The organism is Streptomyces rectiviolaceus, from assembly GCF_039533825.1.
GTDB classification, from domain to species: domain Bacteria; phylum Actinomycetota; class Actinomycetes; order Streptomycetales; family Streptomycetaceae; genus Streptomyces; species Streptomyces rectiviolaceus.
The window spans coordinates 26,035-40,853 of record NZ_BAAAUG010000183.1 but is presented as its reverse complement, the minus strand read 5'-3'; the positions used below and the strand labels follow the sequence as shown (position 1 = coordinate 40,853).

11 protein-coding genes are annotated in these 14,819 nt (G+C 69.6%); 4 read left to right on the top strand and 7 right to left on the bottom strand.

The annotated features are described in order from the left end of the window. Nucleotides 1-62: 62 nt before the first annotated feature. From mmsA to iolC, 5 genes are read right to left on the bottom strand one after another with little or no spacing between them, the layout of a single operon-like run. Entirely contained in the window at nucleotides 63-1,574 is a 1,512-nt protein-coding gene (gene mmsA / locus ABD378_RS38410; RefSeq protein ID WP_344529037.1) for a CoA-acylating methylmalonate-semialdehyde dehydrogenase, read from the bottom strand. A gap of 17 nt (nucleotides 1,575-1,591) precedes the next feature. Beyond that, on the bottom strand, nucleotides 1,592-3,466 hold the full coding sequence (gene iolD, locus ABD378_RS38405; protein WP_344529035.1) for a 3D-(3,5/4)-trihydroxycyclohexane-1,2-dione acylhydrolase (decyclizing): 1,875 nt from the start codon (nucleotides 3,464-3,466) through the stop codon (nucleotides 1,592-1,594). Beyond that, nucleotides 3,463-4,278: a 5-deoxy-glucuronate isomerase gene (gene iolB / locus ABD378_RS38400; RefSeq protein WP_344529033.1), complete on the bottom strand. Its 816-nt coding sequence runs from the start codon at nucleotides 4,276-4,278 to the stop codon at nucleotides 3,463-3,465. Before iolB ends, iolD begins: the two co-directional genes overlap by 4 nt. Nucleotides 4,279-4,287: 9 nt before the next feature. Next, nucleotides 4,288-5,169 carry a Cgl0159 family (beta/alpha)8-fold protein gene (locus ABD378_RS38395; RefSeq protein ID WP_344529031.1) on the bottom strand — a complete coding sequence of 294 codons (882 nt, stop codon included), beginning with the start codon at nucleotides 5,167-5,169 and terminating at the stop codon, nucleotides 4,288-4,290. After that, entirely contained in the window at nucleotides 5,162-6,142 is a 981-nt protein-coding gene (gene iolC / locus ABD378_RS38390; RefSeq protein ID WP_425583955.1) for a 5-dehydro-2-deoxygluconokinase, read from the bottom strand. The genes ABD378_RS38395 and iolC overlap by 8 nt, the downstream gene beginning before the upstream one ends. A gap of 135 nt (nucleotides 6,143-6,277) precedes the next feature. Here iolC and ABD378_RS38385 point away from each other — a divergent pair, with 135 nt between their 5' ends. The 4 genes from ABD378_RS38385 to ABD378_RS38370 all read left to right on the top strand — a co-directional run bounded on the left by ABD378_RS38385 (nucleotide 6,278) and on the right by ABD378_RS38370 (nucleotide 10,447). Further along, entirely contained in the window at nucleotides 6,278-7,177 is a 900-nt protein-coding gene (locus ABD378_RS38385) for a sugar phosphate isomerase/epimerase family protein (protein WP_344529029.1), read from the top strand. 261 nt (nucleotides 7,178-7,438) lie between these two features. After that, complete coding sequence (locus tag ABD378_RS38380) at nucleotides 7,439-7,636, top strand: MarR family transcriptional regulator (RefSeq protein WP_344529027.1); 198 nt, start codon at nucleotides 7,439-7,441, stop codon at nucleotides 7,634-7,636. Between the two features lie 170 nt (nucleotides 7,637-7,806). Then, nucleotides 7,807-8,127, top strand: a complete 321-nt coding sequence (locus ABD378_RS38375; protein ID WP_344529025.1) for a heavy-metal-associated domain-containing protein — start codon at nucleotides 7,807-7,809, stop codon at nucleotides 8,125-8,127. 82 nt (nucleotides 8,128-8,209) lie between these two features. Continuing rightward, the gene (locus tag ABD378_RS38370; protein WP_344529023.1) at nucleotides 8,210-10,447 is read left to right on the top strand and encodes a heavy metal translocating P-type ATPase; all 2,238 of its coding nucleotides are present in this window, start codon (nucleotides 8,210-8,212) and stop codon (nucleotides 10,445-10,447) included. 439 nt (nucleotides 10,448-10,886) lie between these two features. On the opposite strand, the gene ABD378_RS38365 is transcribed toward ABD378_RS38370, so the two are convergent. Together ABD378_RS38365 and recD2 are read right to left on the bottom strand one after the other, a co-directional pair. Beyond that, complete coding sequence (locus tag ABD378_RS38365; RefSeq protein ID WP_249589823.1) at nucleotides 10,887-12,233, bottom strand: citrate synthase; 1,347 nt, start codon at nucleotides 12,231-12,233, stop codon at nucleotides 10,887-10,889. 125 nt (nucleotides 12,234-12,358) lie between these two features. Continuing rightward, the gene (gene recD2 / locus ABD378_RS38360) at nucleotides 12,359-14,740 is read right to left on the bottom strand and encodes an SF1B family DNA helicase RecD2 (RefSeq protein ID WP_344529020.1); all 2,382 of its coding nucleotides are present in this window, start codon (nucleotides 14,738-14,740) and stop codon (nucleotides 12,359-12,361) included. Between the last annotated feature and the right edge of the window lie 79 nt (nucleotides 14,741-14,819).

The following is a 14,819-nucleotide window of genomic DNA, read 5'->3' as shown; positions in this document are numbered from 1 at the left end:
CTGGGGAGTAGGCGAGAGGGCCCGCGTACCGCCGACGCGGTACGCGGGCCCTCCCATTGCCCTCAGTGATTGCGCGGGAACCCGAGGTCCACGCCCGCGGGGGCGTCCGACGGGTCGGGCCAGCGGGTGGTGACCACCTTGCCCCGGGTGTAGAAGTGCGTCCCGTCATTTCCGTAGATGTGGTGATCTCCGAAGAGGGAGTCCTTCCAGCCACCGAAGGAGTGGTAGCCGACCGGCACCGGAATCGGGACGTTCACGCCCACCATCCCGGCCTCGATCTCCAGCTGGAAGCGCCGCGCGGCGCCGCCGTCGCGCGTGAAGATCGCCGTGCCGTTCCCGAAGGGCGACGCGTTCATCAGCGCCACGCCCTCCTCGTACGTGTCGACCCGAAGCACGCACAGCACGGGACCGAAGATCTCGTCCTTGTACGCGTTCGCCGTCACCGGCACGCGGTCCAGGAGCGAGAGGCCGATCCAGTGGCCGTCCTCGAAGCCGTCGACCGTGTGGCCGGTGCCGTCGAGGACGACCTCGCAACCCTCAGCGGCGGCGCCGGTGACGTACGAGGCGACCTTGTCGCGGTGCGCCGCCGTGATCAGCGGGCCCATCTCCGATGCCGGGTCGTTGCCGGGGCCGATCTTGATCTTCTCGGCCCGCTCCTTGATCTTCGCGACCAGCTCATCGGCGATCGACGCGACCGCGACGACGGCCGAGATGGCCATGCAGCGCTCGCCCGCCGAGCCGTAAGCCGCCGACACGGCCGCGTCCGCCGCGGCGTCGAGGTCGGCGTCCGGCAGGACGAGCATGTGGTTCTTGGCGCCGCCGAGCGCCTGGACGCGCTTGCCGTTGGCGGTCGCGGTGGTGTGGATGTAGCGGGCGATCGGCGTGGAGCCGACGAAGGAGACGGCCGCCACGTCCGGGTGCTCGAGAAGCGCGTCCACGGCCACCTTGTCGCCGTGCACGACGTTGAAGACGCCGTCCGGAAGACCCGCTTCCGAGAGCAGCTCGGCGATCTTCATCGACGCCGACGGGTCCTTCTCCGAGGGCTTCAGGACGAACGTGTTGCCGCACGCGATGGCGAGCGGGAACATCCACATCGGCACCATGGCCGGGAAGTTGAACGGCGTGATGCCCGCGACGACGCCAAGCGGCTGGCGGATGGACGCTACGTCCACGCGCGATGCCACCTCCGTCGACAGCTCACCCTTCAGCTGGACCGTGATCCCGCACGCGAGGTCCACGATCTCCAGGCCACGGGCGACCTCGCCGAGCGCGTCCGAGTGCACCTTGCCGTGCTCGGCGGTGATCAGCTCGGCGATCGCGTCACGGTTGGCGTCGAGCAGCGCGCGGAAGGCGAAGAGGATCGAGGTGCGCTTGGCCAGGGACGACTTGCCCCACGTGGCGTACGCCTCGCGCGCGGCGGAGACGGCGGCGTCCACCTCGTCGACGGTGGCGAAGGCGACCTGCGTGGTGACGGCGCCGGTCGCCGGGTCGGTCACCGAGCCGTACGTCCCCGACGCCCCCGCAGCGCCCTCAACGGTCTTCCCACCGATCCAGTGATTGACGGTCTTCGTCATGACAAGCATCCCTACTCTCACAGGTGGCGGCGTCGGGCTGAGACGTGCCGGTCGTACTCTTTCCTGGCCTTGATCGCCGACGGTCGGTCCGCGGTCTCGGCCACGGGCACATCCCACCACGCCTGTGCCGGGGGCGGGGGCGACACTGTGTCTGCCGTTTCCGTCTCCACGTAGACACATGTGGGACCGTCGGCCCCGCGCGCTTCGGCGAGGGCATCGCGCAGGTCAGCGACTGTTTTGGCGCGGATCACGCGCATCCCCAGGGAGGCCGCGTTGGCCGCGAGATCGACGGGCAGCGGGGCGCCCGTGTACGTGCCGTCGTCCGCCCGGAAGCGGTAGGCCGTGCCGAACCGCTCGCCGCCCACGGACTCGGAGAGCCCGCCGATGGACGCGTACCCGTGGTTCTGCAGGATCACGACCTTGATCGGGATGTTCTCCTGGACCGCCGTGACGATCTCGGTGGGCATCATCAGATACGTCCCGTCGCCCACAAGCGCCCAGACCGGGCGGTCCGGCGCCGCCATCGCGACGCCGATCGATGCGGGGATCTCGTATCCCATGCAGGAGTATCCGTACTCGACGTGGTACTGCCGGGGCGAGCGCGCCCTCCACAGCTTGTGCAGATCGCCGGGGAGCGACCCGGCCGCGTTGATGATCACGTCCTCGTCCGTGACCAACTCGTCGAGCAGACCGAGGACTTGCAGCTGTGTGGGCCGCACGTCGGGTTCGTCGGCCGCGTACGCCGCGTCGACGCGCTGCTCCCAGCGCACCTTGTCCTCGGTGTACTCGGCGACGTACGCGGGCGGCACCCGCCACCCCTCAAGGGCTCCGGTCAGCGCATCGAGGCCCGCGCGCGCGTCCGCGACGAGGGGCGCCCCCGCCATCTTGTGGCCGTCGAACCCGGTGATGTTGAGGTTGAGGAAGCGGACGCCGGGCTCGGCGAAGAGCGTGCCCGATGCCGTGGTGAAATCGCTGTAGCGGGTGCCGACGCCGATCACCAGGTCGGCGGTGCGGGCGAGTTCGTCGGCCGCGGCCGTCCCCGTGTGCCCGATGCCGCCGACGTCCGCCGGGTGGTCGAACCGCAGGGACCCCTTGCCGGCCTGGGTGGAGGCGACGGGGATCCCGGTCGCGTCCGCGAACTCCCGCAGCGCATCCTCGGCCGCGCTGTGGTGGACTCCGCCGCCCGCGACGATCAGCGGGCGCCGCGCCTCGCGCACGGCCCGTGCGGCGGCGGCGAGTTCACGCGGGTCGGGCGCTTGACGGCGTACGCCCCACACCCTCTCCGCGAAGAACTCCTCCGGCCAGTCGAAGCCTTCCGCCTGCACGTCCTGCGGAAGCGCGAGGGTGACGGCGCCGGTGCCGGCGGGGTCGGTGAGCACGCGCATCGCGGCGAGGGCGGCCGGGATCAGGGCCTCGGGCCGGGTGATCCGGTCGAAGTACCTCGACACCGGGCGCAGACAGTCGTTGACCGACACATCGCCCGCGTACGGGACTTCGAGCTGCTGGAGCACCGGGTCGGCGGGCCGGGTGGCGAAGGTGTCGCCGGGCAGCAGGAGCACCGGGAGGTGGTTGATGGTGGCGAGCGCGGCGCCGGTGACGAGGTTGGTCGCGCCGGGCCCGATGGAGGTCGTGACGGCGTGCGTGGACAGGCGGCCCGACTGGCGGGCGTACCCGACGGCGGCGTGCACCATGGCCTGTTCGTTGCGGCCCTGGTGGTAGGGCATGTCGTCGCCGTACTCCAACAGAGCCTGGCCGATGCCCGCCACGTTCCCGTGCCCGAAGATGCCCCAGGTGGCGCCGATGAGCCGCTGCCGCTCGCCGTCGCGCTCGGTGAACTGCCGGGACAGGAAGCGGACGAGGGCCTGCGCGGTGGTGAGCCTCGTCGAGGTCATCGGTATCCCTCCGTGTGGTCGGGGTGGAAGCAGATCCGCCACTCCCGTTCATCCCCAGGACCGGCCATCACATTCAGGTAGTACATGCTGTGCCCCGGCTGGGCGATCGACGGGCCGTGCCAGCCGTCGGGCACGAGCACGGCATCGCCCGTCCGGACCTCGGCGAGTACGTCGGTGCCGCCGGGCCGAGAGGGGAAGACCCGCTGATAGCCGAAGCCTTCCTGCCCTCCCTGGCTCGCCTCGATCTCGAAGTAGTAGATCTCTTCGAGCTCGGCCTCGACGCCGGGGCGGTGCTCGTCGTGCTTGTGCGGCGGGTACGAGGACCAGTTGCCGCCGGGTGTGATCACCTCGACGGCGATGAGGCGGTCGCAGTCGAATGCGTCGGCGGACGCGAAGTTGCGGACCTCGCGGGCGCAGTTGCCGCTGCCGCGGTGCTCGACGGAAACCTCCGGCGCGGGGCCGTAGCGGGCGGGGAGTCGACGCTCGCACTTCGCTCCTGCCAGGGCGAAGCGGCCTCCCGCGCCGGAGGCGATCTGGATCTGGGCGTCACGGGGCACGTAGGCGAAGTCGCTCACTCCGCTGAACACGCATCGTCGGCCCAGCAGTTCAATGATCTCGCCTTCTGCGTGCACCGTACAGCCGCCGGTCAGCGGGAGCACGATCCATTCACTCTCCCCTGTGGCGAAGGAGTGCGTGGCGCCGGGTTCGATGTCGACCACGCGCAGCGCGGAATAGACCAGACCGGATCGCTTGGGGTCGAGTTCGACGGCATAGGGCCCTTCGGCCGCGCTGCCCTTCGGTACGTATGTCATCCGGCCCTCCTACAGCAGTCCGACGGCGGTGTCGACGGCGCCCGCCACGTCACCGTCGGCCGGGTACAGCAGCGTGCGCCCGGCGACGAGCCCGTGCACGGTGGGCAGTTGGAGCGCCCCGCGCCACTTCTCGTACGCGGCGTCGCTGTCGTCACCGAGGTCGCCTCCCAGGAGGACGGCGGGCAGGGTCGAGGTCTCCATGACGCGCGCCATGTCGTCCGGATTCTCGGTCACCGGGACCTTCAACCACGTGTACGCCGATGTACCGGCGAGCCCCGACGCGATGGCGATGGACGTGGTGACGGCCTCGGCGCTCAGGTCGTTGCGCGGCGGACCGCCGCCGGGTCCACGGCGGCAGAGGAACGGCTCGACGAAGACGGGCAGTTTCCTGGCGGCCATGGCGTCGATGGCGCGGGCGCTGGAGTGCAGGGTGGTGAGGGAGCCGGGGTCGTCGTGGTCGACGCGCAGCAGGAGCTTCCCGGCGTCGAATCCGAGCCGGTCGATGTCCTCGGCCCGATACCCCGTGAACCGGTCGTCCAGCTCGAACGAGGCCCCCGCGAGCCCGCCCCGGTTCATCGACCCCATGACGACCTTGTTGTCGAGGGCGCCGAGCAGGAGAAGGTCTTCGAGGATGTCAGCGGTGGCGAGCACGCCGTCCACGCGAGGGCGCGAGAGCGCAAGACAGAGCCGTTCAAGGAGGTCCCCGCGGTTCGCCATGGCCAGCTTGTCCCCGCCGACGGAGAGGGCGCCCCGCGCGGGATGGTCCGCGGCAATGATCATCAGCCGCCCGGTGCCACCGAGAAGCGGGCGCCGGGGGCGCCGGGCGGCGGCTTCGGCGATGGCCTCGGGCCGCGAGGCCCTGATCCGGGCGAGCCGCGCGACGTCAACCATGGGTCACGGCTCCCGCCGCGAGCGCCGCCTCGACCTCGTCGGGGAACGGCATCGCGGACGAACACTCGAGGCGCGAGGCCACGATCGCCCCCGCCGCGTTGGCGTACCGCATGATCCGCTCCAACCCCCAGCCGGCGAGCAGCCCATGGCACAGCGCCCCGCCGAAGGCGTCCCCGGCCCCGAGGCCGTTGAGCACCGTCACGGGCAGCGGCGGCACCTCGGCGGCCTCGCCCGAGCTGTTCATCGCGAGCACCCCCTTGGGGCCCTGCTTGACCACGGCGAGTTCGACACCGGTGTCCAGCAACGCGCGGGCGGCGGCGAGGGGTTCGCGCACCCCCGTGGCGACCTCGACCTCGTCGAGGTTGCCCACCGCGACGGTGGCCTGCGCGAGCGCCTGCGCGTAGAAACCCCGCGCCTCATCGGCCCGTTCCCAGAACATCGGCCGCCAGTCGAGGTCGAAGACGGTGAGCCCCGCCTTCGCCCGCCGACGGAGCGCGGCAAGCGTCGCCGACCTGCTGGGCTCCGCGCAGAGCCCCGTACCCGTCATCCAGAACACCCGCGCGGCGGCGATCGCGTCGAGGTCGAGTTCCTTCTCGTACATCTCCAGGTCAGGTGCCTTCGGCTGCCGGTAGAAGTAGAGCGGGAAGTCGTCCGGCGGGAAGACCTCGCAGAAGGTGACCGGGGTCGGCAGGCCCGCGACACCGCTCACCCACCGGTCGTCGACCCCGAACTCCCGCAGCTCCCGGTGCAGATAGTCCCCGAAGGGGTCATCGCCGGTGCGCGTGACGACCGCGACCCGGCGGCCGAGCCTGGACGCGGCGACGGCGACGTTCGACGCCGAGCCGCCCAGGAACTTGCCGAACGTGCTGACGTCGGCGAGAGCCACCCCGGCCTGCAGGGGGTACAGATCCACCCCGATCCGGCCCATCGTGATCACGTCGTACGGATCGCCGGCGTCGTACGGATCGGTCACCCTGCATTCCTCCTCGGCATCGCCCCCTGAGTACTCCCCTAGGTCTATTCCGCGCCACGAACCCTGTCAACACATTGTCCTTACATTCGGACCACTCCTTGACACCGTTCTGCGGCGCCCTGAAAGCTGGCGGGCATGACGACGCTGTCACGCATCCGGATCGGCTCGGCTCCCGACTCGTGGGGGGTGTGGTTCCCCGAGGATCCGGGCCAGGTCCCCTGGAGCCGCTTCCTCGACGAGGTGGCGGACTCCGGATACGAGTGGATCGAGCTCGGTCCGTACGGCTATCTGCCCAGCGATCCGGCCGTGCTGACCGCCGAGACGCAGAAGCGCGGCCTGAAGGTGTCGGCCGGAACGGTCTTCACGGGCCTGCACCACGGACCCTCCGTATGGGACAAGACATGGGCCCATGTGGCCGACAACGCCGCGCTCGCCCAGGCGATGGGCGCCGAGCACCTCGTCGTCATCCCCTCCTTCTGGCGCGACGACAAGACCGGCGAGGTCCTTGAGGACCGCACGCTCACCCCGGAGCAGTGGCGTCAGCTCACGCTCCAGACCGAGCGGTTGGCGTACGAGGTGCGCGAGCGCTACGGCCTGCGCGTGGTCGTCCATCCCCATGCCGACACGCACATCGACGACGAGAAGAACGTCACCCGCTTCCTCGACGCGACCGACCCCGACCTCGTCTCGCTCTGTCTGGACACGGGGCATTACGCCTACTGCGGCGGCGACAACGTCAAGCTGATCGAGACGTACGGCGAGCGCATCGGCTATCTGCACCTCAAGCAGGTCGACCCGGCCGTCCTGGCCGAAGTGCGCGCCCAGGAGACGCCGTTCGGGCCCGCCGTGGCCCGTGGCGTGATGTGCGAGCCACCGACCGGGGTGCCCGCCCTGGGGCCGGTGCTCGCGGCGGCCCAGAAGCTGGGCGTCGACCTGTTCGCCATCGTCGAGCAGGACATGTACCCGTGCCCGCCGGACAAGCCGCTGCCCATCGCCCGCCGCACCCGGTCGTACCTGCGCTCCTGCGGGGCCTAGTCCGGTTCTGTGTCCGTGCGCCCGCTGTGCGCCGCACCACCGCGCCGCCTGAATGCATCACAAGCGTCACAAACAACCTCCTCCTGTCACACATGTCCCGCCTACGCGGGTCTTCCGTCACAGCCGGTCGACAGCCGCCCTCCTGCGCTCAGTCCGCGTCGTTCACCGGGCACAGGCTGAGTGATCGCCAGCGTCGTGCCGCAGCTCCCCCGACGGCTCCCCCCGAGTCGCCCCTGCGGCACCCGCAGGGAGGTGCCACTGATGACCGACCGAAGGCTCTGGTCGTACAAGGACATCGCCGCACACATCCGGGTGCAGCCCGACACCGTGCGCTCCTATCGCAAGCACGGCCTACTCCCCGACCCCGACCACGTGGAGTCCGGGAAGCCCTACTGGTACGCGGACACCATCCGCGCCTGGGTCGCGTCCAGGCCGAGCAACCGCGGACGCAAGGACTGACCGCCCGGCGTGACACCGCCCCCGGTCCCCGGCGGCCACCTCATTGAGGTGTACCCCCTAGGGGTATAGTGTGGTGAGTGTCAGGGGGTCTCCGGGAACACCGGGACCACTCCTGCACATTACGACGCATTAGTACGCACACACGCCGCACCCTCTCCGAGGAGAACGACATGAGCGCCCAGACCGAGCTCCCGCAGGCCGAGACCACGGGCTCCTGCTGCTCCCCCAGCGGTTCCTGCCACTCCGACGGCGCCGCCGAGACGCCGCAGGGTGCCGTGACGACCGTGTACGAGGTGACCGGCATGACCTGTGGCCACTGCGAGGGTGCCGTCTCCGCCGAGATCTCGGAGATCGCCGGTGTCAGCTCCGTCAAGGCGGTGGCCGCCACCGGCCTGGTGACCGTGGTCTCCGAGGCCCCGCTCGACGAGGCAGCGGTCCGCGACGCGGTCGACGAGGCGGGCTACGAACTCGCCGGCGTCAGCAAGGCCTGACCCACCCCCTGCCGGGTACCCCGGGCCCTGTGACACCGTCACAGGGCCCACAGCCGCTTCACCCCAGACGTACGAGAGAGCCATGAACGAAGTCGAACTCGCCGTCGGCGGAATGACCTGCGCCTCCTGCTCCGCCCGCATCGAGAAGAAGCTGAACCGCGTGCAGGGCGTGACCGCGTCGGTCAACCTCGCCACGGAGAAGGCGAAAGTCTCGTACGCGGAAGGGGTCGAGGTCGCGCAGCTGATCGCGACGGTCGAGAAGCTCGGCTACACCGCGCAGGAGATCGTCCCGGCTCCCCCCGAGCCCGAGGCGCCTGCCACCACCGCCGACATCACCGAGCCCGACACCCTGCGTCAGCGCCTCATCGGCTCGGCGCTGCTCTCCCTGCCCGTCGTCCTGCTCGCGATGATCCCGGCGCTCCAGTTCGACAACTGGCAGTGGCTCTCGCTGACCCTGGCGGCGCCCGTCGTCGTCTGGGGCGGGTTCCCCTTCCACAAGGCGGCGTTCACGAACCTGCGGCACGCCGCGGCGACCATGGACACCCTGGTGTCGGTGGGCACGCTCGCCGCGTTCGGCTGGTCGCTGTGGGCGCTCTTCCTCGGGGACGCGGGGATGCCGGGGATGCGGCACGGCTTCGAGTTCACCGTCTCGCGCGCCGACGCCGCCTCCACGCTCTATCTCGAAGTCGCCGCGGGCGTCATCACGTTCATCCTGCTCGGCCGCTGGCTGGAGGCCCGCTCGAAGCGGAAGGCGGGCGCAGCCCTGCGCACCCTGCTCGAACTGGGCGCCAAGGAAGCGGCCGTGCTGCGGGACGGCGCCGAGGTGCGTATACCGGTCGCACGTCTCGTGGTCGGCGACCGTTTCGTCGTACGCCCCGGGGAGACCGTCGCGACCGACGGCACCGTCGTCGACGGCGTGTCCGCGGTCGACGTCTCGATGCTGACCGGCGAGTCCGTCCCGGTGGACGTGGCCGCGGGCGACGCGGTGACCGGGGCGACCACGAACGTCTCGGGGCGGCTCGTCGTCGAGGCCACGCGCGTCGGCTCCGACACCCAACTGGCCAGGATGGCCAAGCTCGTCGAGGACGCGCAGACCGGCAAGGCCCGGGTGCAGCGCCTGGCCGACCGGATCGCCGGGATCTTCGTGCCGGTGGTCCTGATGATCGCCACCGCCACGCTCGGCGGCTGGCTCGGCGCCACGGGGGACGTGACCGCCGCCTTCACGGCGGCCGTCGCCGTCCTGATCATCGCCTGCCCGTGCGCCCTGGGCCTTGCCACGCCGACCGCCCTGATGGTCGGCACGGGGCGCGGTGCGCAGCTCGGCATCCTCATCAAGGGCCCCGAAGTCCTGGAGTCGACGCGCCGCGTTGACACCGTCGTCCTGGACAAGACCGGGACGGTGACGACGGGGCGCATGACGCTGCGGGACGTGTACGCCGCCGGGGAGACCGAGGAGAAGCAGTTGCTGCGGCTCGCGGGGGCCCTGGAGCACGCATCCGAGCATCCCGTCGCACGGGCCGTCGCCGCGGGCGCCGCCGCGGAGTTGGGGATCGAGGTGGGCACGCTGCCCGCCGTTGAGGGGTTCGGGAACGTCGCGGGGTCCGGCGTGCGCGGCACGGTGGAAGGGCACTTGGTGCTCGTCGGGCGTGAGCGGCTGCTCGCGGACGCGGGGGTCGAGGGGCTCGCTTCGGTGGCCGCGCTCAAGGCGGAGGCCGAGGCGGCGGGGCGTACGGCCGTCCTGGTCGCCTGGGACGGCGTGGCACGCGGCGTCCTCGCCGTCGCCGACACCGTCAAGGACACCAGCGCCGAGGCGGTGCGCGAGCTGCGCGCCCTGGGGCTGACGCCGGTGCTGCTCACCGGTGACAACCAGGCCGTCGCCCAGGCGGTGGCGAAGGCCGTCGGCATCGACGCGGACGCCGTGTACGCCGAGGTCCTGCCCGAGGACAAGGTCGATGTCGTACGGCGGCTGCGGGACGAGGGCAAGGTCGTCGCGATGGTCGGGGACGGGGTCAACGACGCCGCCGCGCTCGCCACCGCCGATCTGGGCCTTGCGATGGGCACGGGCACGGACGCGGCCATCGAGGCGAGCGATCTGACGCTGGTGCGCGGGGACTTGCGCGGGGCCGCCGACGCGATCAGGCTCTCCCGTAAGACCCTCGCCACGATCAAGGGCAATCTCTTCTGGGCCTTCGGCTACAACGTCGCCGCGCTGCCGCTCGCCGCGGCCGGGCTCCTGAACCCGATGATCGCGGGCGCCGCGATGGCGTTCTCGTCGGTCTTCGTCGCGACCAACAGCCTTCGTCTCAGGACTTTTACATAGTCCCTTCACATAATGGTCGTAGCATTCTCACGCATGAGTCCCGATCGGCATATCAGGCCTCTTGCGCATGTACAGGACATATGATGGAGACGCAGATCACAGCGATCCCAACGTAACCATTCGGGGGGGTCGCGAGTCTAAGAGGGCGGTGCCAGGGACGTCTTGGGGGACGTCTCTAGACATCGGGGACATCTTGGGGGATGTTCCTAGGAATGCGTTGGCCGGGGCACGTGCACCGGGGAGCTTTGAGCGGCCCTCCTGGTACGTACGCGTCCCGGCAGATCGCAGTTGTACGACTGGCGCGCTGCCACCACAGACGCCCGGCCGGATCCCGTGGGGGGAATCCGCACCGGGAAACAGGAAAGCGCCCCGACCGTCGACCCGTGGGGGGATCGGCGGCGGGGCGCTTTTCGCTTGGCCGGCTGGCCGGTCGGCTGGGTCAGCGACCCTCGACCGGCACGAAGTCCCGGAGAACCTCGCCGGTGTAGATCTGGCGCGGGCGCCCGATGCGGGATCCCGGCTCCTTGATCATCTCGTGCCACTGCGCGATCCATCCCGGAAGACGGCCGAGCGCGAACAGCACGGTGAACATCTCGGTCGGGAAGCCCATCGCGCGGTAGATGAGGCCCGTGTAGAAGTCCACGTTCGGGTAGAGCTTGCGCTCGACGAAGTAGTCGTCGGCCAGCGCGTGCTCTTCCAGCTTGAGCGCGATGTCGAGCAGCTCGTCGTCCTTGCCGAGAGCCGAGAGGACGTCGTGCGCCGCCGCCTTGATGATCTTCGCCCGGGGGTCGAAGTTCTTGTAGACGCGGTGCCCGAAGCCCATGAGCTTCACGCCGTCTTCCTTGTTCTTCACCTTGCGGATGAAGTTGTCGACGTCGCCGCCGTCCTGCTTGATGCCCTCGAGCATCTCCAGGACGGACTGGTTGGCGCCACCGTGCAGCGGGCCCCAGAGGGCCGAGATGCCGGCGGAGATCGAGGCGAACATGTTCGCCTGCGACGAGCCCACCAGACGCACGGTGGAGGTCGAACAGTTCTGCTCGTGGTCCGCGTGCAGGATCAGGAGCTTGTCAAGCGCGGAGACGACGACCGGGTCGAGGTCGTACTCGGCGGCCGGCACCGAGAACGTCATGCGCAGGAAGTTCTCGACGTAGCCGAGGTCGTTGCGCGGGTAGACGACCGGGTGGCCCACGGACTTCTTGTAGGCGTACGCCGCGATCGTCGGAAGCTTGGCGAGAAGGCGGATCGTCGAGAGGTCGCGCTGCTCCTCGTCGAACGGGTTGTGGCTGTCCTGGTAGAACGTCGACAGCGCGCTGACCACGGACGACAGCATCGCCATCGGGTGCGCGTCGCGCGGGAAGCCGTCGTAGAACCGCTTGACGTCCTCGTGCAGCAGGGTGTGCTGCGTGATCTCGTTCTTGAAACTGGCGAGCTCGTCGACCTTCGGCAGTTCGCCGTTGATCAGCAGGTACGCCACCTCGGTGAAGGTGGAGCGCTCGGCCAGCTGCTCGATCGGATAGCCGCGGTACCGCAGGATGCCCTGCTCGCCGTCGAGGTAGGTGATGGCGGATTTATAAGCGGCGGTGTTGCCATAGCCGCTGTCCAGGGTCACCAGACCGGTTTGGGCGCGGAGCTTCCCGATGTCGAAGCCCTTGTCGCCGACGGTCGAATCGATCACCGGGTAGGTGTACTCGCCATCGCCGTACCGCAGTACTACAGAGTTGTCGCTCACGTCATCCCTCACCGACGTTGTGCCTCTTCTTCGAGGTGCCCTGACTGTCTCTACCATCCCCCATTTGGCCCTGGAGAGTGCACTCGGGGTCGACCATTGGGCCTATTGGCGGCACTGAGTGCCGCCAACCTACTCATCCTGCCCCTCTCCGCCCCGGTTGCGGAAGTGGTGTGTGACCTTTCCTACTCGTTTGATCGATCAAAATTTCGGGGGGTGGATCCGGGGGCGAACCCTGGGGTGGTTGCCGGGGTGCGCGTTGGGGTGGAACCACGGCCTCCGGCGAGCCGGAAATCCAGGGCCGTACAGCGTCTGCCCGCGGAGACCGTGCGCACCGCTTGTCCCAGAGCCTTGCGCGAACCGACCAGGACGACCAGCTTCTTGGCGCGCGTGACCGCCGTATAGAGCAGATTCCGCTGCAGCATCATCCACGCCCCCGTGGTCACGGGGATCACCACCGCCGGGTACTCGCTGCCCTGGGAGCGGTGGATGGTGACCGCGTACGCATGAGTCAGTTCGTCCAGTTCGTCGAAGTCGTACGGAATCTCCTCGTCCTCGTCCGTCAGGACCGTGAGCCGCTGCTCGTCGGAGTCGAGCGAGGTGACTACTCCGACGGTGCCATTGAAGACGCCGTTCTGCCCCTTCTCGTAGTTGTTGCGGATCTGGGTGACCTTGTCGCCGACGCGGAACACCCGGCCACCGAAGCGCTTCTCCGGTACGTCCGGCCGGCTGGGGGTGATGGCCTGCTGGAGCAGGCCGTTCAGGTTCCCCGCGCCCGCGGGGCCGCGGTGCATGGGTGCGAGCACCTGGACGTCACGGCGGGGGTCGAGGCCGAACTTCGCCGGGATGCGGTGGGCGGCCACGTCCACCGTGACCCGGCCCGCGTCCTCGGTCTCCTCCTCCACGAAGAGGAAGAAGTCCGAGAGCCCCTGAGTGATGGGCGGCACCCCGGAGTTGATGCGGTGGGCGTTCGTGACGACGCCGGACTGCTTGGCCTGGCGGAAGATGTGGGTGAGGCGGACCGCGGGGACGGGGCTCTGCTCGCTGAGCATGTCGCGCAGGACCTCGCCGGCGCCGACGCTCGGCAGCTGGTCCACGTCTCCGACGAACAGGAGGTGGGCGCCGGGGGCAACGGCTTTCACCAGCTTGTTGGCCAAGAGCAGGTCCAGCATGGACGCCTCGTCGACCACCACGAGGTCGGCGTCGAGCGGGCGGTCCTTGTCGTACGCGGCGTCTCCTCCCGGCTTGAGCTCCAGGAGGCGGTGGACGGTGGAGGCCTCGGCGCCGGTGAGCTCGGCGAGGCGTTTGGCGGCGCGGCCGGTGGGGGCGGCGAGGACGACCTTGGCCTTCTTGGCGCGGGCCAGCTCCACGATGGACCGGACCGTGAAGGACTTGCCGCAGCCGGGGCCTCCGGTGAGGACGGCGGCCTTCTGCGTCAGCGCGAGCCTGACCGCCGCTTCCTGCTCGGGGGCGAGGTCGGCGCCCGTACGGGTGGCCAGCCAGGAGAGGGCCTTGTCCCAGTCGACGTCCTGGAAGGCGGACAGGCGGTCCTCAGGGGTCCTGAGGAGGCGCAGGAGCTGGGCGGAGAGGGAGAGTTCCGCGCGGTGGAAGGGGACGAGATAAACGGCGGTGACGTCCTCTTCCCCGTTGGGGCTGCCGTTGGGGCTGCCGTCGGGGCCGGTTCTGGGGCCCGGGACCCTCTCGCGTACGACGCCTTCCTCTTCCGTGGCCAGCTCCGCCAGGCAGTCGATGACCAGGCCCGTGTCCACCTGGAGCAGCTTCACCGCGTCGGCGATGAGGCGCTCCTCAGGGAGATAGCAGTTGCCCTGGTCGGTGGACTGGGAGAGTGCGTACTGGAGGCCTGCCTTGACCCGTTCCGGGCTGTCGTGCGGGATGCCGACGGACTGGGCGATGCGGTCCGCGGTGAGGAAGCCGATGCCCCAGACGTCGGCGGCGAGGCGGTAGGGCTCGTTCTTCACTATGGAGATGGAGGCGTCCGCGTACTTCTTGTAGATGCGGACGGCGATGGAGGTGGAGACACCTACTCCTTGCAGGAAGACCATGACCTCCTTGATGGCCTTCTGTTCCTCCCAGGCCGCGGCGATCATCTTGGTGCGTTTGGGGCCGAGGCCGGGGACTTCGACGAGGCGTTTGGGTTCCTTCTCGATGATGTCGAGGGTGTCCACGCCGAAGTGGGTGGTGATGCGGTCGGCCATGACGGGGCCGATGCCCTTGATGAGGCCGGAGCCGAGGTAGCGGCGGATGCCTTGGATGGTGGCGGGGAGGATGGTGGTGTAGTTCTCCACCGTGAACTGCTTGCCGTACTGCGCGTGGGAGCCCCAGCGGCCCTCCAGGCGGAGGGACTCTCCCACCTGTGCGCCCAGCAGTGCGCCGACGACGGTGAGGAGGTCGCCGCCGCCGCGGCCCGTGTCCACGCGGGCGACCGTGTACCCGTTCTCTTCGTTGGCGTAGGTGATCCGCTCCAGGACGCCCTCGACCACTGCGGCTTTCGCCGCTGCTGGTGCCGTTGCTGGTGTCGCTGCTTGTGCCGCTGCTGTGCTCGACATGAGCCGACGCTATCGCTCGGCGCTGACAGCGTGGGAAGCCTGTGGATAACCGCAGGTTCAGGGGCGGAAAAGCTTCGAG

Coding starts and splice junctions, on each gene's coding strand:
- mmsA (WP_344529037.1), bottom strand. CDS start 1,574: ATGACGAAGACCGTCAATCACTGGATCGGTGGGAAGACCGTTGAGGGC.
- iolD (WP_344529035.1), bottom strand. CDS start 3,466: ATGACCTCGACGAGGCTCACCACCGCGCAGGCCCTCGTCCGCTTCCTG.
- iolB (WP_344529033.1), bottom strand. CDS start 4,278: ATGACATACGTACCGAAGGGCAGCGCGGCCGAAGGGCCCTATGCCGTC.
- ABD378_RS38395 (WP_344529031.1), bottom strand. CDS start 5,169: ATGGTTGACGTCGCGCGGCTCGCCCGGATCAGGGCCTCGCGGCCCGAG.
- ABD378_RS38385 (WP_344529029.1), top strand. CDS start 6,278: ATGACGACGCTGTCACGCATCCGGATCGGCTCGGCTCCCGACTCGTGG.
- ABD378_RS38380 (WP_344529027.1), top strand. CDS start 7,439: ATGACCGACCGAAGGCTCTGGTCGTACAAGGACATCGCCGCACACATC.
- ABD378_RS38375 (WP_344529025.1), top strand. CDS start 7,807: ATGAGCGCCCAGACCGAGCTCCCGCAGGCCGAGACCACGGGCTCCTGC.
- ABD378_RS38370 (WP_344529023.1), top strand. CDS start 8,210: ATGAACGAAGTCGAACTCGCCGTCGGCGGAATGACCTGCGCCTCCTGC.
- ABD378_RS38365 (WP_249589823.1), bottom strand. CDS start 12,233: ATGGTAGAGACAGTCAGGGCACCTCGAAGAAGAGGCACAACGTCGGTG.
- recD2 (WP_344529020.1), bottom strand. CDS start 14,740: ATGTCGAGCACAGCAGCGGCACAAGCAGCGACACCAGCAACGGCACCA.